Origin of the sequence: Paraoerskovia marina DSM 21750 (assembly GCF_000701465.1) — a bacterium.
GTDB lineage: Bacteria > Actinomycetota > Actinomycetes > Actinomycetales > Cellulomonadaceae > Paraoerskovia > Paraoerskovia marina.
This window is the reverse complement of sequence record NZ_JNIY01000003.1, coordinates 906,513-927,625: the sequence shown is the minus strand read 5'-3', so window position 1 is coordinate 927,625 and position 21,113 is coordinate 906,513. Positions and strand designations below refer to the sequence as shown.

The following is a 21,113-nucleotide window of genomic DNA, read 5'->3' as shown; positions in this document are numbered from 1 at the left end:
GTATCTCCCAGATGAGCACGTTCGGAGAATCCGGGTCCGCGCCGTGGACGGCGTGGCCGGTCGGCGCGCGCGTCATGGTCCGGCAACGCCTGCGTTCCGCGGCTGACGGTGGGCACGCCCCTCGTTACACAGACATTCTGGGCGACGTCGTCGCGGTGGGCCCCGAGGGAGTCCGTCTCAGCCGGGACGCGCCACGTCGTGGTCACCCCGACCCGTGGGAACCCGGGTGCGAGGTGTTCGTCCCGGCGGACGAGATCGCCGTCGGGAAGCGTGTCCCGCCGCGCCCGGCCCGCCGCGCCCGTCGGGCGCCGACCTCAGAGGACTGACGCTCCCCGGACCTGGACCACGCCGTCGCCGACCGAGACGACGACGGCCCCTTCCGCTCCCGCGACCGCCAGCGAGCGGAGGTCTTCGCGGCTGGTCAGGCGCGTCGCGACGGTGTCCGACGTGGTGGGCTCGCCGCGCAGGGCACGGACGGGAGCCGGCTCGTCGAAGAACGCCGCGACGTCGACGTCCTGGCCGGCCCCCGCCGCCTCCAGGGCGGACGCGAGCGACTCCAGGTCTTCGGCGACGTCGCGCAGCACGGGAGCGACGGCCGCGGCGTTCGCGGTGACCATCGCCTCCGTCTTGCGCGGGTCCGTGAGCCCGACACGTGTCCCGTCCCGAAAGCTCCCGGCGGCGAGGCCGAGCGCGACGTCCCGCACCCCGGACCGGGTGACGAGGGACAGCAGCTGTGTCGCCAGCACGTGCGGCACGTGACTGACGAGCGCCACGGCGGCGTCGTGGTCTCCGTCGGTCAGGACGGAGACCTCCCCGCCGAGCGCGCCACACACCAGCCCCAGGACGGCCGTGAACGCCGCGACGTCGGTCGCGGCGTCGACGGTGACCGCCCACCGCGCCCCGGGAAGGAGATCCGCCCGCGAGGCGGCGAACCCCGACTCCTCGGTGCCCGCCATCGGGTGCGCCCCGACGAAGCGCGTGATGCCCGCCTCGACCATCGCCGCCCGCACGGGACCCTTGACGCTGCCGACGTCCGTCACCACGGCGTCCGGGCCCAGGAGCGGAGCGACGGTCCGTGCCGTCGCCGACATCGCGCGGAGCGGGACCGCGAGGACCACGAGGTCGGCACCGGCGACGGCTTCACCCACGGTCTCGGCGACGTCCAGGCCCGCCTCGCGCGCGTCGGCCCGTGTGGCGGCGTCGAGGTCCCACCCCCGAGCCGTCGCACCCGCGCCGGCTGCGGTGCGCAGCACCGAGCCACCGAGCAGCCCGAGCCCGATCACCGCGATCATTCGCCGTCCCCCCACACGAGTGCGGCACCGAGCACGTCCTCGGGGTCGCTGTGCACGGCCGAGCCGCGCGGCAGGTGCTGGTGCGACGGCGAGTGCTCGATCTCGGCACGCGTCGGCAGGACCCCGAGCGTCTTGACGCCGTCGCGGGCCGCGAGCAACGCCGTCAGGACGGCCCGCAGGCCGGGCTCCCAGGGGGCTGCGTCGACCGTCAGGACGAACACGTACCAGCCGTCGCGCGCCTTGATCGGCCGCGTGATGACGCTCGACATGTTGACTCCGCACTGCGCGAAGGCCGCGGTGATGCGGGCGAGGACCCCCGGGCCGGTGACGGTCGGGGTGATCGCGAGCACGGTCCGCCAGCCCTCCGGGGCCGGACCCTGCGACCGGGCGATCTCGAGCGCCCGGTCCCGGTGCGCGAGCGTGAAGAACCGCGTCCGCGCGCCCTGATAGTCCTGCACGGCCGACTCGTGCACCTCGAGCCCGTACAGGTCGGCGCAGATCGAGGGACCGAGCGCTACCTGGTGCGGCGCGGCGTCCCTGCAGGCGGCGGCGTTCGACGTCGCGGGCACCGCCTGCAGCCCCGTGCGGCTCACGAACTCCTGACACTGCGCGAGTCCGTGCGGGTGCGCGGAGACCTCTGTGAGCGTGCCGTGGTCCGGGCGGACGAGTGCGTCGAACGAGATGTCCAGCACGGTCTCGTCGATCGCGACGACGTCGCGAGCCTCGACGATCGCGTCGAGCGAGGGCACGACGTAGCCCTCGACCGTGCTCTCGATCGCCACGATCCCGAAGTCGTGGGTGCCCGCGGCCACCGCCTCGTAGACGGCCCCGACGGACGCCAGCGGTCGCGGCTCGTCGGCGACGACTCCGCGATGCGCCGCCCACCTCCGTGCCGCCTCGTGCGTGAAGGTTCCTTCGGGTCCGAGGTAGGCGACGGAGGTCATGCGTCGGCGCGCCCCCACTGCGGCCCGATCGCCCCCGGAGCTCCCGCGTCTGCCACGCCGCTCAGCACGGCGAGAAGTCGTTGCCGGACGCCCCGGGCCGCGAGCTCGGAGCGCAGCGCCTCGAAGGCGCCGGACTCCGGGCTCGTGAACGCGGAGAAGAAGACGTGCTGCCCGCTGGTCGAGGGCATGCTGCGCAGGTGGTCCAGGTCCACGCCGTGGTCGGCGAGGATCTCGAGCGACTGCTGCAGCGACCCGCGGTGGTCGTCGCGCGGGCCGAAAGCCAACCAGACGGGGGTGCCCGCGGGGACCGTCGGGGCTGCCGGGAGCGCCTCGACAAGTCCGTACCAGACGTCGTTGCCGCCGGAGAGCGCCTCCGAGCCCGGCAGCTCGGCCCATCCCGCCGGGATGCGGTCACGCTCGACCACGAGCGTGCCCGTCGGTCCGGCCAGGTCGACGCGCTCGTCGGTGCTGGTTCGTCCGGGCACGAGGCGCGGTGCGGCACCCATCGTGCGCAGGGCGTCCCGGCAGTCACGCAGGCCGGGCTCGTCCACGACCACGGGTCCCGACGCCTGCCCGTCCCGGCCCACCCAGCACCAGGTCGGCGTGATCGCGACGGCGGCCGTCACGATCAACGACGAGTCCGCGGCGAGCAGCGCCTGCTCGACGCCCGGGGCCGGCTGCAGGGGATGTCCGAGGTGGACGACCGCACGGAGACCGGAGATCCCGGCCGTCGTCGACAGCGTCGACCCCGTCGACCCCAGATCCAGCATCTCGACGGTGCCGGCGTCGAGCGCGTCGTCCGCCCGCACCCACCCGCCGGCGTCGACCGCCAGGCTCGCGTGCGTCCCCGACTCTTGTTCGCTGCGTCCGAGCATCGTCCTGTTCCTGCCATCACCGTCTGCACGGTGTACGAGTGAGTGTCCGAGCAGTCTAGCGATCCGTCATTCGCACTCGACCGCGTTCTGAGGCTTGTACGTCCAGCTCTTCGCCTCGTCCTTGTCGACGCTGCCGTCGTGCGAGACCTTGCGGTACACGGTGACGGAGAACCCGTCCCCGCCCGCGGGCGACGCAACGCAGTCGGGGCTGTCGACCGTCTGCGTCGTCGGCTCGACGACGTTGCTGCGGTCGCTCGTGCTCGTCGTCACGTCCCAGTACGGCGTCGACCACGCCACGGTGTTGACCTTGCCGTCGCCGACCCAGGCCTGGATCAGCACGCCGTAGGGCGTGTCGTTGGTCCAGACCATGTCGATCGAGCCGACGAACATCGTCGACTCACGACCCTCCGGGTACCGGCTGTAGTAGTACGAGTGCGGCTTGTGCGTGACGTCCTCGTACCCGGCGAAGAACCCGATGTTGTACATGTTGGTCGACATCTGGGACAGGCCGCCGCCGATCCCGTCGATGATCTCGCCGTCGCTGATGATGTGCGCCGCGCCGTACCCGTTCGCCTCGGTGATCGGCGCCAGGGCGTCCGTCACGGAGAAGCTCTCCCCCGGCTTGACGAGCGTCCCGTTCACCTTCGAGGCTCCGACGACGAGGTTCTGCGTCCGCACCGGCTCGTCCGTCAGTGGCGTCGAGAACTCGACGATCTTCTCCTCGACGCCCAGCTCCTCGAGCGACTCCGCGGAGTCCTCCGGGTCGGTCGTCACGAGCTCGATCTCCGCGGTGCGGTCGTCCGTGGAGACGGCGGCGGCACCCACGGACTCCACGACCTGCTCGTCGTCGAGGCGCGTGCCGGTCTCGCCCCCGACGACCTTCGGACGGCCGTCGACGAACTCGAAGTGGGCGTCCTCGGCCGTCGTCAGGAGGTCGTTGGTCCGGGAGACGATGGCCTCGTCGAGCGCCTCGGCGTCCCAGGTCAGCACCAGCGCGCCGTCCTTGGCAGGGAAGGACGCCGCGTCTCCCAGCGCCTCCGGCGGCAGCTCCGGCGACTGGTCGTCGACCGACGCCACGACCGGGGCCGAGACCACGACCTCCGCCTCGGCCAGTGCCGCGTCGGTCTCGTCCTGGGTCACGTCCGGCTCCACCGAGTCCGTGGGGAGCTCGAGCGGTGTCTCCTCGACGAGCCATCCCTCGGACACCACCGAGGTCGCCTCGTCCACGACGACCGCGGTCCCCGCCATGGCGTCGGTCGACTCGACCTTCGCTCCGGAGAAACGGACCGTCCCGTCGACCGGTGCGACGTCGATCCCCGTGGCCGCCGCCTCGAGCGCCGTCGTCAGAGCGGCGTCGTCGACGTCGACGACGAGATCTGCCTCGGACCCGCCGAAAAGCTGGTCCCAGAGCCGCGACGGGCTCCAGGAGAACGACGTCAGGTCCTCGGCCGTCGCCTCCGTGTCGATCGTGAGACCGGCCGCGACCGGGTCGACGGACGTGGTCGCCTCGCCCGCCGCGACCTCGAGCGGCTCGGCGGCCCGGGGGCCGAGCTCCTCGTCCAGACGGGCGGCCGCGTCGGCCGTGTCGAGGCCACCGACGTCCACGCCGGCCACCGTGGTCCCGCGCGGGACCGTGTCGGCCAGCATCCACTGCGCCCCGACGTACAGACCGCCGAGCACCACAAGACCGGCCGCGGTCCACATCCCGGCCCGGGGCCAACGGCTCGGAGCGCCCTCACCGTCCAGCTCGCCGAGCGGATGTTCCGTCCTCGGGGGTTCGTCATCCGCGGCCAGGGCGGACTGCTGCTCGGCCCAGACCTGCTCCGCAGGCGTCCGGTACGCCGCCGGGGAGGAGGACGGACGCGGAGCGGCTGCCGCGGGGGGCACGGCGACCGGACCGTCGGTCGGCTCGGGCGAGGCAGCGTCGTCGACACGCACGGCCGGGATGATCGCGGTGCCGTCCGGGTCGGCGGCGGGAACCGGCTCCTCCGCGGCCGGTGCCGCGTCCTGCTCCACGTCGGCATCGGCATCCGCGTCGGCGGCCGCGTCGGCGTCGGCGTCGGGCGTGGTCGACGGGTCGGGCTCGGTGATGTCCTCGGAGTCGGAGCCCGAGACGCCCTCGCGTGTGGCCGCAGTGGCGGCGGAGTGCGCCTCGGGACCGGACGGCGTGTCAGACGCCGCAGACTCGCTCGCCCCGGGCTCCGGGGTGTCCACGACAGACTCGTCCGGCTCCGCGGTCGTGCTCTCCGCGTCTGCCGTCGGCCCCGCGGTCTCGACGGACGGCTCCGCGGTCTCGACGGATGCCTCCGTGCTCTCGTCGCCGGAGGTCGGTTCGGCCCGGTCGTCAGACAGCTCACCCTGGTCGCCGGACGGGTCGTCCTCGTCGGGCGAGGACTCGGTGGTGTCCTGCGGCTCGTACGCGCGCACCAGCGGCTCGTACGGGCTGTCGGACTGTTCCTCGAACGGGAGTCTTCCCTCAGCCGTGGGCGCAGCGTCGTCGCTGCTCCCCTCAGGTGCTGCCTGCTCGTCGTCGCGCTGGTTCATACCCCTACCCATGCTCTTTGGCCGTGCGTCACCCGCTGCACGTCACGGCCATCCCGGAAGTCCGGATTCTACGCGTCCACCCGCGGGCTTCGCGCAGTATCGTCGAACCACCGGCGGGGGGCGAACGCCGTCGCGGCGACCACGAGGGCTCCCCCGAGGATCCAGACGTAGCCCACCGCCTCGGCCCCGGGGATCAGCACGTCCCCTCCGGGCGCGACGTACGCGAGCGCGAGGACGGCGGCGAACCACCCGATCCCGTAGCCCCCGAGCCCGAGGTAGCCCATCCAGGCTCGCGCGACGACGCCTCCGGACCCGCTCACGGCGAGCGCGATGACGATCCCGACCGGTACGGCGGCGAGGTCGAAGCGATGAACGACCGTCCCCATCATGGCGACGAGCGCACCGAGGGCGACACAGACGATCGGGCCCCAGAGGGGCGGTCGTGGGGCGGTGACGTGCCGCTGGTCAGGATCCATCGCGCACACGGTACCGCGAGCGGCGAGCGGGACGAGGGAGATACACCTCGACGGGCAGGACCGGTGCCAGGACGTCATTGCTGAGCGCGTACCGGCCGATCACCGCGGCACCCGAGATCGGCGCGACGCACTGGACCTGGGTCGCGTGCGCACGGAGCGCCGCGAGCAGGGCGGGCAGCACGGGGCGGACGTCGACCACCAGGGCGTCGCCCAGCATCTCGTCCGGCACCACGGCCGAGGGCAGGGCTGCGTCCGCGGCGGGGACAGACAGGCCGTCCGGGACAGACCCGGCCGCAAGCTCCGACCGCGCGGTGCGGACGACGCTCTCCGGCTGCACGCTCCACCAGAGCTCCGGGCACGCGTCCCCGAGCAGCTCCCCCGCACGCGCGACCACCTCGTGGGCGCGCACGTGGTCCGGGTGACCGTACCCACCGCCCGGCTCGTACGTGACGACGACGGCCGGGTCGCTGCGCTCGATCAACGCGACGAGGCGGGCCGCCGCCTCGTCGAGCGGGACGTCCACGAACGCACCGTCGGGCACCGCCGCTCCGCGGTCCGCGACGCCGGGCTCGACCCAGGCCATCCCCGAGTCCTGGTACCGCGTCCCGGGCGACGCCACGCCGTCGGACGCCGTACGAGGATCCAGGACGCCGGGGCCTCCGTCGAGGAAGTCGTGACCCTGCACGCCGAGAGCCGCGAGAGCCTGCGCGAGCTCGCCCTCGCGGTGCGCGGCGAGCGCAGGGCCGTCCCCCTCGAGGTGCGCGAGCTCCTCACCGATGACCTCGCCACGCTCGCCACGGGTGCAGGTGACCACGGTGACAGGCTCTCCGGCGGCAGCCCAGGTCGCGAGGAGCGCGCCGTTCGTCAGGGTCTCGTCGTCCGGGTGCGCGTGGACGACGAGCAGCCCGCCGCGAGGTGCGACGGGCTGCTCGGTCCGGCTTGCGCCGTCGTTCATGTCAGGCGCGCTTGGCCCGGGACGCCGCGCGGGCACGCTCGGTGTTGTCGAGGATGACCTTGCGGATGCGGACGAACTCCGGCGTCACCTCGACGCACTCGTCCTCACGGGCGAACTCGAGCGACTCCTCGAGCGTCAGGTGCTTCGGCGGAGTGAGGTTCTCGAACGTGTCGCTGGACGCGGCACGCATGTTCGTGAGCTTCTTCTCCTTGGTGATGTTCACGTCCATGTCGTCGGCACGAGAGTTCTCGCCGACGATCATGCCCTCGTAGACCTCCTGGGTGGGGTCCACGAAGAAGGAGCCACGCTCCTGCAGGTTGATCATCGCGAACGGCGTCACGACGCCCGCGCGGTCGGCGACGAGCGAACCCTGGACGCGCGTCTCGATCGGGCCGGCCCACGGCTCGTACCCGTCGGCGTACGACGAGGCGATACCGGTGCCGCGCGTGTCCGTCATGAACTGCGTGCGGAAGCCGATCAGCCCGCGAGCCGGGACCAGGAACTCCATGCGGACCCATCCGGTGCCGTGGTTGCTCATCCCCTCCATGCGGCCCTTGCGCTGCGCGAGGAGCTGCGTGACGGCGCCGAGGTACTCCTCAGGGACGTCGATGGTCATGCGCTCCATCGGCTCGTGCACCTTGCCGTCGACCTGCTTGGTGACGACCTGCGGCTTGCCGACGGTGAGCTCGAAGCCCTCACGACGCATCTGCTCGACGAGGATCGCGAGCGCGAGCTCTCCACGGCCCTGAACCTCCCAGGCGTCCGGGCGCTCGGTCGGGAGCACGCGGAGCGAGACGTTGCCGATGAGTTCCTTGTCGAGGCGGTCCTTGACCTGGCGGGCCGTGACCTTGTGACCCTTGCCGCCCTTGCCGGCGAGGGGCGAGGTGTTGATACCGATGGTCATCGAGATCGCGGGGTCGTCGACCGTGATCAGCGGCAGCGGCCGCGGGTCGTCGGGGTCCGTGAGGGTCTCGCCGATCGTGATGTCCTCGATGCCGGCGACGGCGACGATGTCACCGGGGCCCGCCGAGTCCGTCGAGACGCGGTCGAGCGCCTTCGTCTCGAGGAGCTCGGTGATCCGCACGTTCTGCATCGTCCCGTCGGCCCGCGCCCACGCGACGGTCTGGCCCTTGGTGAGGGTGCCGTTGAAGATGCGCAGCAGGGCGAGACGACCCAGGAACGGCGACGCGTCGAGGTTCGTCACGTGCGCCTGCAGCGGCGCACCCTCGTCGTAGCCGGGCGCCGGGATCTTCTCGAGGATGGTCTTGAAGAGCGGCTCGAGGTCCTCGGAGGCCGGAAGCTGACCGTTCTCGGGCTGCTCGAGCGACGCCTTGCCGGCCTTCGCGGAGGCGTAGACGACGGGGACGTCGAGGATCGCGTCGAGGTCCAGGTCGGGGACGTCGTCCGCGAGGTCTCCGGCGAGGCCGAGCAGGAGGTCGGTCGCCTCGGCGACGACCTCGTCGATCCGACCGTCGGGGCGGTCGACCTTGTTCACGACCAGGATGACGGGAAGCTTCGCGACGAGCGCCTTGCGGAGGACGAACCGCGTCTGGGGCAGCGGCCCCTCGGACGCGTCGACGAGGAGGACGACACCGTCCACCATCGACAGGCCGCGCTCCACCTCGCCACCGAAGTCGGCGTGGCCCGGGGTGTCGATCACGTTGATGGTGATGCCCTCGGGCTCCCCCACCTCCGCGGCCGCAGGACCCGCGTACCGGATCGCCGTGTTCTTCGCGAGGATGGTGATGCCCTTCTCGCGCTCCAGCTCCCCGGAGTCCATCGCACGCTCGTCGACGTGCTGGTGGCTCGTGAAGGAGCCAGCCTGGTGGAGCATCGCGTCGACGAGGGTCGTCTTGCCGTGGTCGACGTGGGCGACGATAGCGACGTTGCGCAGGTCAGAGCGCAGCAAGCGCGCGGCGGAGGGCACGGTCATGGAAGGAAATCTCATCTCAGGGTGGGGAGGCGCGCGGTATGGCGCACCGTCATCCTACCTGTTGAGGCAACCCGTCTGTCCCCGGACGCACGACGGCGCCCCTCACCGCGAGGGTGAGGGGCGCCGTCGTGCGCGGACCGGCCGTGATCAGGAAGCCATTCCCCCACCGATGGAGAGAGAAGCCCCGGGGATCGCGGCGAGCAGCTCGCGCGTGTACGCCTGCTTCGGGTTGTCGAACACCTCGTCGGTGGCCGCAGCCTCGACGATCTTCCCGTTCTGCATCACGCAGACGCTGTCTGCGATCTGCCGCACGACCGCAAGGTCATGGGTGATGAACAGGTAGCTGAGGCCGAACTCGGCCTGCAGGTCGTTGAGCAGGGTCAGGATCTGTGCCTGCACGAGCACGTCGAGAGCCGAGACCGCCTCGTCACAGACGATGACCTCGGGCTTGAGCGCGAGCGCACGGGCGATCGCCACGCGCTGGCGCTGACCGCCCGAGAGCTCGTTCGGGAACCGACGCATCATCGACTGCGGGAGCGAGACGAGGTCGAGAAGCTCCCGAACCCGTGCCTCGCGCGACTTGGCGTCGCCGACCTTGTGGACCCGCAGCGGCTCCTCGATGGACCGATAGATCGAGAACATCGGGTCCAACGAGCCGTACGGGTTCTGGAAGATCGGCTGCACACGGCGACGGAACTTGAAGAGCTCCTTCTTGCCGAGCGTGCTGACGTCCACTCCGTCGAACGTGATCGAGCCGGAGGTCGGCTCGAGCAGGTTCAGCGCCATGTTCGCCGCCGTCGACTTCCCCGAGCCCGACTCGCCCACGAGCGCGAGCGTCTTCCCACGCTCGAGCTCGAAGCTGATGCTGTCGACCGCGGTGAAGTTCGTGTGGCTGCCAGGACGCTTCCCCGGCAGGCGGAAGACCTTCGTCAGGTCCTTCGCCACGATGATGTTGTCGGCCGGAGCCGACGACGAGTCGCCCGTCTCCGTGCCCGAGGCGACAGCCGCGGCATGCTCGCTCTGGATCCGTCGCGATGCGAGGGACGGCGCCGAGGAGACGAGACGCTGCGTGTACGGGTGCTTCGGTGCGTCGAGGATCTGCCGGGCAGGGCCCGACTCGACGACGTTGCCCCGGTACATGACGATCAGGTGCTCGGCACGCTCGGCGGCCAGACCTAGGTCGTGCGTGATGAACAGCACGGCGGTGCCGAGCTCGCTCGTCAGCCCGGCCAGGTGGTCCAGGATCGTGCGCTGAACCGTGACGTCGAGCGCCGACGTGGGCTCGTCCGCGATCAGCAGCTGGGGACGAGCCGCCAGACCGATCGCGATCAGTGCACGCTGACGCATGCCGCCGGAGAACTCGTGCGGGTACTGCCGGGCGCGACGTTCCGCGTCCTTGAGTCCCGCCTCGGCGAGCAGACCGGCGACACGGTCGTCGATCGACCCACCGGTGACCAGGGAGTTCACCCTGTTCTCGGCATCGGGCAGCCCGAGCTCGGCCATGATCACGCGCACCTCGGCGCGCGTGCTCGAGCCGACCGCGAGCCGCTCGTCGGCGTCCGCGAGCTTCCCCTCTGCGTCCGGGGACTGCCCCAGAGCCGTCGTCAGCTCGGCGATGAGGGTCTTCTTCGCGTCGCTGCCGAGATAGAGGTCGTCGTCCTTGTGGTCCGTCAGCTCCTCCGACACGAGCGCGCCGGAAAGCTGCTGACGGCCCGCACGGGAGGTCTTGACGTTGTTCGCCTTCAGCGACTCCTTGACCTGGTACCCGATCCGCCAGACCGGGTTCAGGTTGGACATCGGGTCCTGGGGGACCAGGCCGATCTCGGATCCGCGGAGTGCCTCGGCCTCCTTGGGCTTGAGGTGCGTGATGTCGCGGCCGGCGAACTTGATGGTTCCACCGGTGACGCTGCCGTTCTCCGGGAGCAGGCCGATGACGGCATGCGCCGACGTCGACTTCCCCGATCCCGACTCCCCGACGATCGCGACGGTCTGCCCGGGGTAGACCGTGAGGTCCGCCCCCTTGACCGCCTTGACCTCACCGCTCGACGTCGAGAACGACACCTCGAGGTCGCGGACCTCGAGAAGCGGCTGGTCTGCGTCGGACGCCACAAACTGCGAGCTGGACTCTGTACTCATCGCGTCCTCGCCTTCGGGTCGAGCGCGTCGCGCACCACGTCACCCATCATCATGAAGCTCAGCACCGTCAGACCCAGCGCACCGGCCGGGTAGAAGAGGACCTGAGCGTTGGTGCGGATCGCCGCCTGCGCGTTGGAGATGTCGCCACCCCAGGACACGACGGTCGGCGGCAGGCCGATACCGAGGTACGACAGCGTCGCCTCGGCAACGATGAACGTACCGAGCGAGACCGTGGCGATCACGATGATCGGGGCCAGTGCGTTCGGCATGACGTGCTTGGCAAGAATTGCCGGTTTGGACAGCCCGAGCGCCTGCGACGCCGTGACGAACTCGGAGTTCTTCACGGAGAGCACCGCACCTCGGGTGATACGGGCGATCTGCGGCCAGCCGAAGACCGTCAGCACGAGTGCGACCGTCCAGACGTTCCGGTCGATGACCTGCATCGTGACGATCGCCGCGAGCAGCAGCGGGATCGCGAAGAACACGTCGCCGATGCGGGAGAGGATCGAGTCCACCCACTTGCCGTAGAAGCCGGCGATGCCGCCGATGATCGAACCGATCAGCGTGACACCGATCGTCGTGAGCGTGCCGACGATCACGGACGCACGCGCGCCGTAGATCGTCCGCGCGTAGATGTCACAGCCCTGCCGGTCGAAGCCGAACGGGTGCCCGGCCTCGGGACCGCCGTAGCTGTTCGCGAGGTCGCACTGGCGCGGCTCGGTGTTAGTGAACCAGTACGGGAAGATCGCCACCAGGATGACGAGGACGATCATCACCGCCGAGATCCAGAAGAGCGGGCGGACCTTGACCTGGTTCCACGCGTCCTTCCAGAGGCTCGTGGGGGCGCTGGTCTCGTCGGGGACGTCGACCTCGAGGAGGGCGACCCGATCCTCGTCGGCGAAGAAGTGGACTTGGTCGTGACGCGGCTGGTCGCCGTGCGACATGGTCGACGGGCCGGTCGGTGGGGTCTCAGGCATATCGAATCCTCGGGTCGAGTACCGCGTAGAGCAGGTCCACGAGCAGGTTGGCGATCAGGAAGACGATGACGAGCACCGTCACGATCGAGACAACCGCGGGAGAGTCCTGCGCCTTGATCGCGGTGTACAGCGCGTTGCCGATGCCGGGGACGTTGAAGATCCCCTCGGTCACGACCGCGCCACCCATCAGGGCACCGAGGTCGACACCCAGGAACGTCACGACCGGGATCATCGAGTTGCGGAGGACGTGCACCGAGACGACCCGACGACGACTCAGGCCCTTGGCCGTCGCCGTACGGACGTAGTCAGCGCCAAGGTTCTCGGCGACCGTCGTCCGGGTCAGTCGCATGACGTACGCGAACGACACCGAACCCAGGACGATCGCAGGGAGCATCAACGTGTAGAAGCTGACGTCCGACCCCACCGTCGGCGGGAACCAGCCGAGCTGCACTCCGAACAGGAACTGGAACACGAAGCCGATCACGAAGATCGGCACGGCGATCACCAGGAGCGAGACGATCAGGAACGTCGCGTCGAAGATGCCGCCCTTGCGCAGACCCGCGATCAGACCGACGCCGACACCGAGCACGGTCTCGATGACGAGAGCCATGATCGCGAGCTGGAACGTCGTCGGGAACGCGGACGCAATGATCTCGGAGATCTCGCGGCCGGAGAACGACACGCCGAGATCGAAGGAGAAGAGCCCCTGCAGGTACAGCAGGTACTGCACGATGAAGGGCTTATCGAGGTTGTACTGAGCCCTCAGCTGATCAGCGACAGCCGGGGGAACTCCGCGCTCGCCACCGAGCGCTTGGATCGGGTCCCCGGGGAGCAGGAACACCAGCGAATAGATGAGCAGCGTCGCCCCGAGAAAAACGGGGATGAGCTGCATGACCCGTCGGGCCACGTACCACGCCATCAGGTTGCCTTTCGTCCAGTCACCGCCGATGCGAACACACGATCGTGGTGCCGAGGCACCTTATCCCTTGCCGCGATCGACAGCGAACCGCCACGTCGGGGCGGAACCCTCGAAAGAGAGTCCCACCCCGACGTGACGGCTACGCGTGGTCAGTTCTTCGTGACCTCGTACAGGAGCGGCACGCTGTTCCAGCCGAACTCCACGCCCTCGACCGTGTCGGCGGATCCGCCGGTCACGTTCGAGTACCACAGCGGGATCGCGGGGAGGTCCTGGAAGAGGATCTCCTGCGCCTGCTGGTAGAGGGCGTTCGAGTCCTCGACCGACGGAGCCGAGGCGGCCTCGTCGAGGAGAGCGTCGAAGTCGGCGTTCGAGTAGTCACCGTCGTTCGAGCCGGCACCGGTCTTGTAGATCGGGCCGAGGAAGTTACCCAGAGCCGGGTAGTCCGCCTGCCAGCCGGTGCGGAAGGCACCGTCGATCGAGCGGTTGGTGATGTCCTCGCGGAACTCGGCGAACGCCGGGTAGGCGTTGCCCTCGGCCTGGATGCCGAGCACGTTCTTGATCGAGTTCGTGGTCGCGTCGACCCAGGCCTGGTGCCCACCGTCGGCGTTGTAGCCGATCGTGAACGTGCGGTCCTCGGGCCACTCGGCGATCTCGTTGGCCTGTGCCCACAGGTCCTGAGCCTCGGCCTCGTCGTACTGCGTGACCTCGGCGCCCGGAACGGAGTCGCTCCAGCCGTCGATGACCGGCGAGGTGAAGTCGCTGGCCGGGGTACGCGTGCCCGAGAAGATCGCGTCCGTGATCGTGTCGCGGTCGATAGCCTTCGAGATGGCGGCACGACGCAGGTCGCCCTCCTCACCCGTGAAGCCCTCGAGCTCCTCCGGGATGGTGAAGGACTGGAAGATCGCGGCGGGCTGGTTGACAGCACGGTCGCCCAGGTCGCTCTCGTAGGTCTCGAACGCGCTGTCCGGGACCGCCGTGATGATGTCCAGCTGGCCGGCAAGCAGGTCGTTGTAGGCCGCTTCCTGGGTCTGGTAGAACTTCACGTTCACGCCACCGTTCTGGGCGGTGCGCTCGCCGGCGTACTCCTCGTTCGGGGAGAACGTCGCCTCGGCGTCGTGCGTCCACTCGTCGAGGACGTACGGGCCGTTGCCGACCGGTGCCTCGCCGAACGCCTCGGGGTCGTCGAAGAACGACTCCGGCAGCGGGTAGAACGCCGAGTAGCCCAGGCGCAGCGGGAAGTCAGCCTCGGGCTGCTTCAGCTTGACCGTGAAGGTCTGGTCGTCGACGACCTCGAGACCCTGGCCCTTGAGCTCGGACTCCTCGTCGTAGCTGAAGCCCTCGATGGGCTCGAAGAAGTAGCTGGAGAGGGTGGCGTTGCTGAGCAGCGCGCCCCAGTTCCAGGCCTCGACGAAGCTGGACGCGGTGACGGGCGAGCCGTCCGAGAACGTCCACCCCTCCTTGAGCGTGATCGTCCAGTTCTGCTGGTCGTCGGACTCGATCGACTCGGCGACTTCGTTGTGCGCCGCGCCGTCCGCGTCGTAGTAGACGAGACCCGAGAACAGCTGGTCGAGCAGAAGCCCGCCGCCGGTCTCGTTGGTGTTTGCAGGGACGAGAGGGTTCTGGGGCTCCGAGCCGTTCACGGAGACGATGCCGGTGCTCGCACCGGTCGACTCCTCAGTGGTGGCCTCGTCATCCGACGAGCTGGAGCATGCGGTGAGCGTGAGCGCACCGACGGCGATAGCCGCGGTGAGCCCCGTAAATCGCTTGATCTTCACTGTTCCTCCTCCGAGGACGGCGGCAGGTTCTGCCACCGACGACGCCTTGGCCGCGGACGCGCCCCCGGGGTCGGGTGCTGTTGTCATCACACGGTCCATCGTTCGGACCGGGTGAGCGTACGTCGCCCCGGGGACCTTATGTCGCGTTTTCTGTCATTTGCCTGCCCGACGTTATCGGTTCGGTACTGGGGAGTAACCTCCGTTATCGGCTCGTTATCTCCCCGTGACCAGACCGTAATCTGTGACGTCCGGCACGTACGTTCTACCCCCTGCCCCCTTTCATGCCTTGCGTCGGCGGAAGAGTCTGCGAGCAGTCCCCCGCACGGTGACCCGCGGCTGCGAGTCGAAGTAGTCGTCGAGCTGCTCCGAGACGTGCTCGGTCACCTGCTCCGTCACGTGCTCGGTGAGCAGGCGCCTGTTGCGCTTGCGCTCGGCACGGAGGATCGCGTTGTGCTCCTCCCGGAACGCCTTGATCAGGGCGAAGAGCATCCCGATCATGACGAACGAGAACGGGAGCGCGATCAGGATGGCTGCCGTCTGCAGCGCACCGAGACCGCCCGATCCGGCAAGAAGGAGCGACGCCGCGACCAGGCCCTCCGTGATCGCCCAGAAGATCCGGCTCCAGATCGGCGGGTTCGGGTCGCCGCCGGACGCCAGCATGTCGACGACGAACGATCCAGAGTCCGAGGAGGTCACGAAGAACAGCGCGATCAAGATGATCGCGAGGCCCACCCAGACCGGACCGCCCGGAAGATCGCCGATCAGCTGGAACAGGGCCGTGTCGGTGTTGACCGACTCCCCCTCGGCGACGAGCGGGTTGTCGGTGAACATCTGGCGGTACAGCGCGCTCCCACCCATGATCGAGAACCAGAGGAACGTGACCGCCGTCGGCACGAGCAGCGTGCCGCCGACGAACTCGCGGACCGTCCGACCCTTGGAGATCCGCGCGATGAACACGCCGACGAAGGGCGCCCACGAGATCCACCAACCCCAGTAGAACGTCGTCCACGACGCCTGCCACTCCTGCCCGGCCTCACCCTGGTACGCGGTGTTGTCGAACGTCATCTGGAGCACGTTTGCGAGGTAGTAGCCGATCGACTGGACGAAGTCCTGCAGCAGGAACAGCGTCGGCCCGAGGACGAGCACGACGACGAGCAGGAAGGCTGCGGCGACCATGTTGCCGTTGGAGAGCCACTTGATGCCCTTGCCGACGCCCGAGACGACCGAGAGCGTCGCGACCGCCGTGATGCCGGCGATCAGACCGATCTGCAGCGCGGTCCCGGGGGTCGCCAGGCCCACGAAGCCCAGTCCTGCGCTGATCTGGATCACGCCGAACCCGAGCGACGTCGCGACGCCGAACACCGTGCCGATGATGGCGATGACGTCGATCGCGTCGCCGAGCCGTCCCTTGACCCGGTCTCCGAACAACGGCTCGAGAGCCCACCGGATGGACACCGGGCGGCCCTTGCGATGGATCGCGTAGGCGAGAGCGAGGCCGATGATCACGTAGATGGCCCAGGCGTGCACGCCCCAGTGCAGATAGCTCTGTGCCATCGCCTGCTGGGCCAGCTCGGCCTGGCTCCCCTCGACGCCCGGCTTCGGGGAGATGTAGTGGCTGAGCGGCTCGGCGACGCCCCAGTAGACGAGGCCGATGCCCATCCCGGTGGCGAACAGCATCGCGAACCACGCCGGCATGGAGAAGTCGGGCTTCTCGTCCCCGTCCTTGGCGAGCACGATGTCGCCGAAGCGGCTGACCCCCATCCAGATCGCCACGGCGACGAAGACCGCCACGAGAAGGATGTAGTACCAGCCGAACGCCCCGACCACGTCGGCCTGGAGCGTGGCCATCACCGACTCCATCGTGTCGGTGAAGATCATCGTCACCAGGACGAAGACGAGGATCAGGCCCGCAGCAGGGTAGAAGACGCGCGGCGCGACCGAGTGGATCCCCTTGCGGGATCCCACGGGTTCGCCGGGCAGTACCGCGGTGTCAGCCGCGTGGGCCGGGTGCTCGGAGAGATGCTCCGGGTGGACGACGGTGGTGCCCTCGGCATCCGTCGATTCTGCTGCGGCTGCTCCGACGGTTGCCGGCGTTCCGGCCTCCTCGGGCATGGCCTCCTGGGTACTCTCGCCGTCGTCCGGCGTGCTGTTGGGGTCGCTCACGGCCGTCCTCCCGTCTGTGCGATCCGTTGCTCGGACGATTGCCCGAGTTGTCTGGAACCACAGTGACGGAGGGTGCCCGTCTCCACAACCGGAGCACGGGAACTGCACAACTTGTTCGCGGTTCGAGGAACCGTCCCCGGACGACGAGGCAGTCGTACTACGGGTGGCCGACCCGCGCGTAGTGCGTCGCAACGACACCGTTGCTCATGGGCTTCGCCGAGACCAGGTCGAGTCGACGCGCGTCGGGCAGGCCTCGCTCGTAGAGCGTGGGACCGTGCCCGGCGATCACGGGGTGGACGAGAAACCGGTACTCGTCGATCAGACCGAGCCGGTCGAGCTCCGTCGCCAGCCTGCCGCTGCCGAGCAGGACGCCGTCCGGGACGTCGTCCTTGAGCCGCTCGACGGCCGTCGCGAGGTCACCCACCAGACGTCGGGTGTTCGTCCACGGAAAGTCGTCCCGGGTGGACGAGACGACGTACTTGGGCTTGGTCTCGAGCGTGGTCGCCCACTCGACCAGCGCGGCCGGCGCGTCCACGGCGCCGCTCGCCACCGCCGGCCAGTAGGACTCCATCATCTCGTAGGTGGTGCGCCCCCAGAGCATCGCTCCGCTCTCCCGGAGCAGGCGGGTGAAGTAGGCGTGGGTCTCGTCGTCGACGATCCCCTCCTGGTGGTCGACACAGCCGTCGAGGGTGACGTTGATGCTGAAGGTCAAGAGCCCCATAGAAGGAGACTAGGCCGCCCAGTCGAAGTTCGACAGGCAGGGGAAGGCCAGGTTCCCGCGGGGCGACGACGCCCGAGCGGGCCGAAGGCTCGAAATCGCCTCCTCCTGCCGCGACGTCGGGCTGGATCCAGCGGCGCCCCATGCGGGTGTGTCCTCGGCAACCGCCTCGCGACCGGGTCGTGCGTCGGGCAGGGCTTCAGCCCGTCTTCGCGGACGAGATCGGCGCCGCCATCGTCCGGGTGTGCCAGAGCGCTGCGACCACCCCGACCACCAGGATCGTCACTGCGGCCAGCCAGCCGAACTCACCCATGAGCTCGTCGCTGCCGGCGAACGCCGGGATGCTCTCGTCACCCTCGGTGACGGCGAAGCTGGTGGCGACCAGCCCGTTCCACGCCCCGTGCGCGACGACGCTGGGCCACAGCGAGCGCGACCGGTCGGTGATGACGCCGATGAACAGCGTGATCCCGACGATGGCGACGGTGAAGGCTGGGAGGTGGCCCGCATCGCCGTACCAGCCCAAGAGGATCAGGGGCACGTGGTACGCCCACCAGATCACCATCGTGATCAGGCTCGCGACCCAGAAGCCTGATCTGCCGCGAAGCAGCGGCCACAGGAAGCCACGCCAGCCGATCTCCTCACCGACCGCGGTCAGCGCGGCGGAGAAGATCGCGACGGGAGCGGCTGTCAGCGCGGCGCGCAGGAGGCTCGGGTCCTCCACGTCCCATCCGAGGGTCGAGCCGAGCAGGTAGACGCCGAGGACAGCCAGCGTCGGGATCAGCCCGGCGAGAAGCCACAGGTTCGGACGCCCCCACTGGATCCGCGCGCCCGCGCACAACCAGGCCAGGACCGCACCGACGGTCGGCGCGAACATCAGCACCACGAAGATCGCCTCGTTCGGCTGCTCGCCGGAGGGCGGCCAGAAGATGACCAGACCCGCCACGTACGTCGCGAGCAAGCCGCCGAAATACCAGACCAGCTGGCGCACGATCCGAGTTCCGGCCGCCCGCTCGACGCTCGTGCCCATCAGAGTCCTTTCGGTCCAAGCCTGGAGTTCTTGGACTGTAGACCAGGACCACACCGCATCGCTCGGGAAGGCAGAGGCGCGGTCGGTCGCGAAGGCGGACCTTGCGTCGCCCGCATATCTGACGTCGGCTCTCAGGCGCCGGAACTCAAGGCGCCAGGATCGTGCGAGAGTGTCGGACGTGAACGGTGCCTACAGGTTGTCGCGGAACTCCACCGCACCCCGTAGGCGACGAACCTCTGCTGCAAGGTCTGCGCGCAACCGATCGTGGGCCGGGCTCAGTCTGTACCGCTCGTCGGTCCAGCGATCCGGCGAGTACAGCCACACCGGCTTCGTGACGCGCTCGGGCGGCTCCCAGCCGTAGCGCGGCCAGACGTGGGCGTGCAGGAAGGCGTCGGTATTGCCCAGGATCTCGACGTTCACGCGCCGAAACGACTCATCATGTCGAGAGCACACGCTCTCGACGGCGGCTGCGAGGAGATCCACGTCGGCCAGGTAGCGAACGCGTTCCGCGCGCGAGAGATCGGTGAGCCGATCCACCCCGGGAACCTTCGTGAGCGCCAGCGAATAGCCCGGCAACCACTGAACGTCCCCGATGACCGCGAACGAATGGTCAAGCTCCGAAAGCACGGTCGGGTTCTCTCCCGCGAGCGCGGACCTCACGCGATCCGAGCGCCAGTCGCTCACGCGACCGCGAGGGGTGTGATCGCCGCGACCTTCTCGCGCAGAACGCGCCGCTCGAGCCGTAGCTCATAGTTCGACTGCAGGTTCATCCAGAGCTCCTCGGACGTCCCGAAGTACCGTGCCAGGCGGATCGCCGTGTCGGCAGTAATGCCGCGCTTGCCGTGCACGATCTCGTTGATCCGACGCGGCGGCACACCGATCGAGACCGCGAGCTTGTTCTGCGTGATCCCGAACCCCTCGATGAAGTCCTCCATCAGGATCTCTCCGGGGTGGATCGGCTCGATCAGATCGGCCTCAGTGGTAGTCGACGAGTTCAACATCGTCCGCGCCTCCCTCTCTCCAGACGAAGCAGAGACGCCATCGCGCGTTCACTCGGATGCTGTGCTGCCCACGGCGATCCCCGACGAGAAGTTCCAGACGGTTCCCCGGTGGGATCCGCAGGTCCTCGACGTCCTGAGCGGCGTGGATCAGCTCGAGCTTCCGCAAAGTCGCTCTCTGCACGGTCCGATCGACGTGCTTGACGTACTGCTCGTGCCAGATCCGGTCGGTGCTCTTGCTGCCGAAGGATCTGATCACGAGTCCAGGATATAACGAAGCCCGTCATTAACGCTAGACGTTAAATCTGAACTCCACGACGTCGCCGTCCTGCATCACGTAGTCCTTGCCCTCGACACGGGCCTTGCCGGCCGACCGCGCCGACTGCACCGACCCGGCCTCGACGAGGTCGTCGAAAGAGATGACCTCGGCCTTGATGAAGCCTCGTTCGAAGTCGGTGTGGATGACACCAGCGGCCTGCGGTGCCGTCCACCCTCGGTGGATGGTCCAGGCTCGTGACTCCTTGGGTCCCGCGGTCAGGTACGTCTGCAGACCGAGCGTCTCGAACCCCACGCGTGCCAGCTGGTCGAGACCCGCCTCGGTCTGGCCCGTCTCGGCGAGCATCTCGGCGGCCTCGTCGGGCTCGAGCTCGACGAGCTCCGCCTCGAACTTCGCATCGAGGAAGATGGCGTGGGCGGGCGCGACGAGCTCGCGCAGCTTCTCCTGGCGGGCGGTGTCGGCCAGCCCTTCGTCGTCGGTGTTGAACACGTAGATGAACGGCTTCGCGGTCAGGAGCTGGAAGCTGGCGACGTCCTCGAGGTCCAGGCCGGCCGCTGCCGCGCCCTGATAGAGGGTCGTCCCCGTCTCGAGGATCGCCTGAGCCTTGTGCGCGGCGTCGACCAGCGCGGGGTCTCCCCGCTTGATCTTGACCTCCTTCTCGAGACGCGGGAGCGTCTTCTCGAGGGTCTGGAGGTCCGCGAGCACGAGCTCGGTGCTGATGGTCTCGATGTCGCCGGCGGAGTCGACGGATCCGTCGACGCGCACGACGTCGGGGTCGTCGAACGCGCGGGTGACCTGGCAGATCGCCTCGGCCTCACGGATGTTCGCGAGGAACTTGTTGCCGAGCCCCTCCCCCTCGCTGGCGCCCTTGACGATCCCCGCGATGTCGACGAACGACACGGTCGCGGGAAGCGTCCGCTCGCTGCTGAAGATCTCCGCGAGCTTGTCCAGTCGCGGGTCAGGGAGCGGGACGACGCCGACGTTCGGCTCGATCGTGGCGAACGGGTAGTTCGCCGCGAGAACCTGGTTGCGCGTCAGCGCGTTGAAGAGGGTGGACTTGCCGACGTTGGGCAGGCCGACGATGCCGATAGTAAGAGCCACGTG

General features: G+C 69.2%; 19 protein-coding genes. 1 reads left to right on the top strand and 18 read right to left on the bottom strand.

Features of this window, described 5'->3' with window-relative positions:
* The first annotated feature begins 11 nt into the window (after positions 1 to 11).
* Positions 12 to 326 carry a DUF6725 family protein gene (locus tag Q343_RS15100; protein WP_083372547.1) on the top strand — a complete coding sequence of 105 codons (315 nt, stop codon included), beginning with the start codon at positions 12 to 14 and terminating at the stop codon, positions 324 to 326.
* Here Q343_RS15100 and Q343_RS0104360 read toward each other — a convergent pair.
* The 18 genes from Q343_RS0104360 to ychF all read right to left on the bottom strand — a co-directional run bounded on the left by Q343_RS0104360 (position 315) and on the right by ychF (position 21,110).
* Positions 315 to 1,292 carry a prephenate dehydrogenase gene (locus Q343_RS0104360; RefSeq protein ID WP_052366849.1) on the bottom strand — a complete coding sequence of 326 codons (978 nt, stop codon included), beginning with the start codon at positions 1,290 to 1,292 and terminating at the stop codon, positions 315 to 317. The two genes, Q343_RS15100 and Q343_RS0104360, sit on opposite strands and share 12 nt — an antisense overlap.
* A complete protein-coding gene (locus tag Q343_RS0104355; RefSeq protein WP_052366848.1) occupies positions 1,289 to 2,236 on the bottom strand; it encodes a prephenate dehydratase in 948 nt (315 codons plus the stop codon). Before Q343_RS0104355 ends, Q343_RS0104360 begins: the two co-directional genes overlap by 4 nt.
* On the bottom strand, positions 2,233 to 3,111 hold the full coding sequence (locus tag Q343_RS0104350; RefSeq protein ID WP_029252365.1) for a hypothetical protein: 879 nt from the start codon (positions 3,109 to 3,111) through the stop codon (positions 2,233 to 2,235). Before Q343_RS0104350 ends, Q343_RS0104355 begins: the two co-directional genes overlap by 4 nt.
* Before the next feature lie 66 nt (positions 3,112 to 3,177).
* Complete coding sequence (locus Q343_RS13835) at positions 3,178 to 5,655, bottom strand: VanW family protein (protein WP_052366847.1); 2,478 nt, start codon at positions 5,653 to 5,655, stop codon at positions 3,178 to 3,180.
* A 68-nt stretch (positions 5,656 to 5,723) separates the two neighbouring features.
* The gene (locus Q343_RS0104335) at positions 5,724 to 6,131 is read right to left on the bottom strand and encodes a hypothetical protein (RefSeq protein ID WP_029252364.1); all 408 of its coding nucleotides are present in this window, start codon (positions 6,129 to 6,131) and stop codon (positions 5,724 to 5,726) included.
* Positions 6,121 to 7,086: a PIG-L family deacetylase gene (locus Q343_RS0104330; protein ID WP_052366846.1), complete on the bottom strand. Its 966-nt coding sequence runs from the start codon at positions 7,084 to 7,086 to the stop codon at positions 6,121 to 6,123. The genes Q343_RS0104335 and Q343_RS0104330 overlap by 11 nt, the downstream gene beginning before the upstream one ends.
* Position 7,087: 1 nt before the next feature.
* Positions 7,088 to 9,019 (bottom strand): translational GTPase TypA, encoded by a 1,932-nt coding sequence (typA, locus tag Q343_RS0104325; protein WP_029252362.1) that lies wholly within the window; start codon positions 9,017 to 9,019, stop codon positions 7,088 to 7,090.
* 147 nt (positions 9,020 to 9,166) lie between these two features.
* Positions 9,167 to 11,155 (bottom strand): dipeptide ABC transporter ATP-binding protein, encoded by a 1,989-nt coding sequence (locus Q343_RS0104320; protein WP_029252361.1) that lies wholly within the window; start codon positions 11,153 to 11,155, stop codon positions 9,167 to 9,169.
* On the bottom strand, positions 11,152 to 12,132 hold the full coding sequence (locus Q343_RS0104315; protein WP_081829600.1) for an ABC transporter permease: 981 nt from the start codon (positions 12,130 to 12,132) through the stop codon (positions 11,152 to 11,154). Before Q343_RS0104315 ends, Q343_RS0104320 begins: the two co-directional genes overlap by 4 nt.
* Positions 12,125 to 13,051 (bottom strand): ABC transporter permease, encoded by a 927-nt coding sequence (locus tag Q343_RS0104310; protein WP_029252359.1) that lies wholly within the window; start codon positions 13,049 to 13,051, stop codon positions 12,125 to 12,127. The genes Q343_RS0104315 and Q343_RS0104310 overlap by 8 nt, the downstream gene beginning before the upstream one ends.
* 149 nt (positions 13,052 to 13,200) lie before the next feature.
* Positions 13,201 to 14,913: a peptide ABC transporter substrate-binding protein gene (locus Q343_RS0104305; protein WP_172829069.1), complete on the bottom strand. Its 1,713-nt coding sequence runs from the start codon at positions 14,911 to 14,913 to the stop codon at positions 13,201 to 13,203.
* A 192-nt stretch (positions 14,914 to 15,105) separates the two neighbouring features.
* On the bottom strand, positions 15,106 to 16,989 hold the full coding sequence (locus tag Q343_RS0104300) for a BCCT family transporter (RefSeq protein ID WP_231959204.1): 1,884 nt from the start codon (positions 16,987 to 16,989) through the stop codon (positions 15,106 to 15,108).
* A 157-nt stretch (positions 16,990 to 17,146) separates the two neighbouring features.
* A complete protein-coding gene (locus tag Q343_RS0104295) occupies positions 17,147 to 17,710 on the bottom strand; it encodes a dihydrofolate reductase family protein (protein ID WP_029252356.1) in 564 nt (187 codons plus the stop codon).
* Positions 17,711 to 17,906: 196 nt separating this feature from the next.
* Positions 17,907 to 18,734: a CPBP family intramembrane glutamic endopeptidase gene (locus Q343_RS14450; RefSeq protein ID WP_029252355.1), complete on the bottom strand. Its 828-nt coding sequence runs from the start codon at positions 18,732 to 18,734 to the stop codon at positions 17,907 to 17,909.
* Positions 18,735 to 18,923: 189 nt separating this feature from the next.
* A complete protein-coding gene (locus tag Q343_RS0104285; protein ID WP_029252354.1) occupies positions 18,924 to 19,418 on the bottom strand; it encodes an HIT family protein in 495 nt (164 codons plus the stop codon).
* Positions 19,415 to 19,735 (bottom strand): HigA family addiction module antitoxin, encoded by a 321-nt coding sequence (locus tag Q343_RS0104280; protein ID WP_029252353.1) that lies wholly within the window; start codon positions 19,733 to 19,735, stop codon positions 19,415 to 19,417. Before Q343_RS0104280 ends, Q343_RS0104285 begins: the two co-directional genes overlap by 4 nt.
* Positions 19,710 to 19,991, bottom strand: a complete 282-nt coding sequence (locus Q343_RS0104275) for a type II toxin-antitoxin system RelE/ParE family toxin (RefSeq protein ID WP_029252702.1) — start codon at positions 19,989 to 19,991, stop codon at positions 19,710 to 19,712. Before Q343_RS0104275 ends, Q343_RS0104280 begins: the two co-directional genes overlap by 26 nt.
* 33 nt (positions 19,992 to 20,024) lie before the next feature.
* Positions 20,025 to 21,110: a redox-regulated ATPase YchF gene (ychF, locus tag Q343_RS0104270; RefSeq protein WP_029252352.1), complete on the bottom strand. Its 1,086-nt coding sequence runs from the start codon at positions 21,108 to 21,110 to the stop codon at positions 20,025 to 20,027.
* Between the last annotated feature and the right edge of the window lie 3 nt (positions 21,111 to 21,113).

What these genes read in the sequence shown, in the direction of transcription:
- Q343_RS15100 (WP_083372547.1), top strand. Translation starts at nt 12, where the DNA reads ATGAGCACGTTCGGAGAATCCGGGTCCGCGCCGTGGACGGCGTGGCCG.
- Q343_RS0104360 (WP_052366849.1), bottom strand. Translation starts at nt 1,292, where the DNA reads ATGATCGCGGTGATCGGGCTCGGGCTGCTCGGTGGCTCGGTGCTGCGC.
- Q343_RS0104355 (WP_052366848.1), bottom strand. Translation starts at nt 2,236, where the DNA reads ATGACCTCCGTCGCCTACCTCGGACCCGAAGGAACCTTCACGCACGAG.
- Q343_RS0104350 (WP_029252365.1), bottom strand. Translation starts at nt 3,111, where the DNA reads ATGCTCGGACGCAGCGAACAAGAGTCGGGGACGCACGCGAGCCTGGCG.
- Q343_RS13835 (WP_052366847.1), bottom strand. Translation starts at nt 5,655, where the DNA reads ATGAACCAGCGCGACGACGAGCAGGCAGCACCTGAGGGGAGCAGCGAC.
- Q343_RS0104335 (WP_029252364.1), bottom strand. Translation starts at nt 6,131, where the DNA reads ATGGATCCTGACCAGCGGCACGTCACCGCCCCACGACCGCCCCTCTGG.
- Q343_RS0104330 (WP_052366846.1), bottom strand. Translation starts at nt 7,086, where the DNA reads ATGAACGACGGCGCAAGCCGGACCGAGCAGCCCGTCGCACCTCGCGGC.
- typA (WP_029252362.1), bottom strand. Translation starts at nt 9,019, where the DNA reads ATGACCGTGCCCTCCGCCGCGCGCTTGCTGCGCTCTGACCTGCGCAAC.
- Q343_RS0104320 (WP_029252361.1), bottom strand. Translation starts at nt 11,155, where the DNA reads ATGAGTACAGAGTCCAGCTCGCAGTTTGTGGCGTCCGACGCAGACCAG.
- Q343_RS0104315 (WP_081829600.1), bottom strand. Translation starts at nt 12,132, where the DNA reads ATGCCTGAGACCCCACCGACCGGCCCGTCGACCATGTCGCACGGCGAC.
- Q343_RS0104310 (WP_029252359.1), bottom strand. Translation starts at nt 13,051, where the DNA reads ATGGCGTGGTACGTGGCCCGACGGGTCATGCAGCTCATCCCCGTTTTT.
- Q343_RS0104305 (WP_172829069.1), bottom strand. Translation starts at nt 14,913, where the DNA reads ATGACAACAGCACCCGACCCCGGGGGCGCGTCCGCGGCCAAGGCGTCG.
- Q343_RS0104295 (WP_029252356.1), bottom strand. Translation starts at nt 17,710, where the DNA reads ATGGGGCTCTTGACCTTCAGCATCAACGTCACCCTCGACGGCTGTGTC.
- Q343_RS14450 (WP_029252355.1), bottom strand. Translation starts at nt 18,734, where the DNA reads ATGGGCACGAGCGTCGAGCGGGCGGCCGGAACTCGGATCGTGCGCCAG.
- Q343_RS0104280 (WP_029252353.1), bottom strand. Translation starts at nt 19,735, where the DNA reads ATGTTGAACTCGTCGACTACCACTGAGGCCGATCTGATCGAGCCGATC.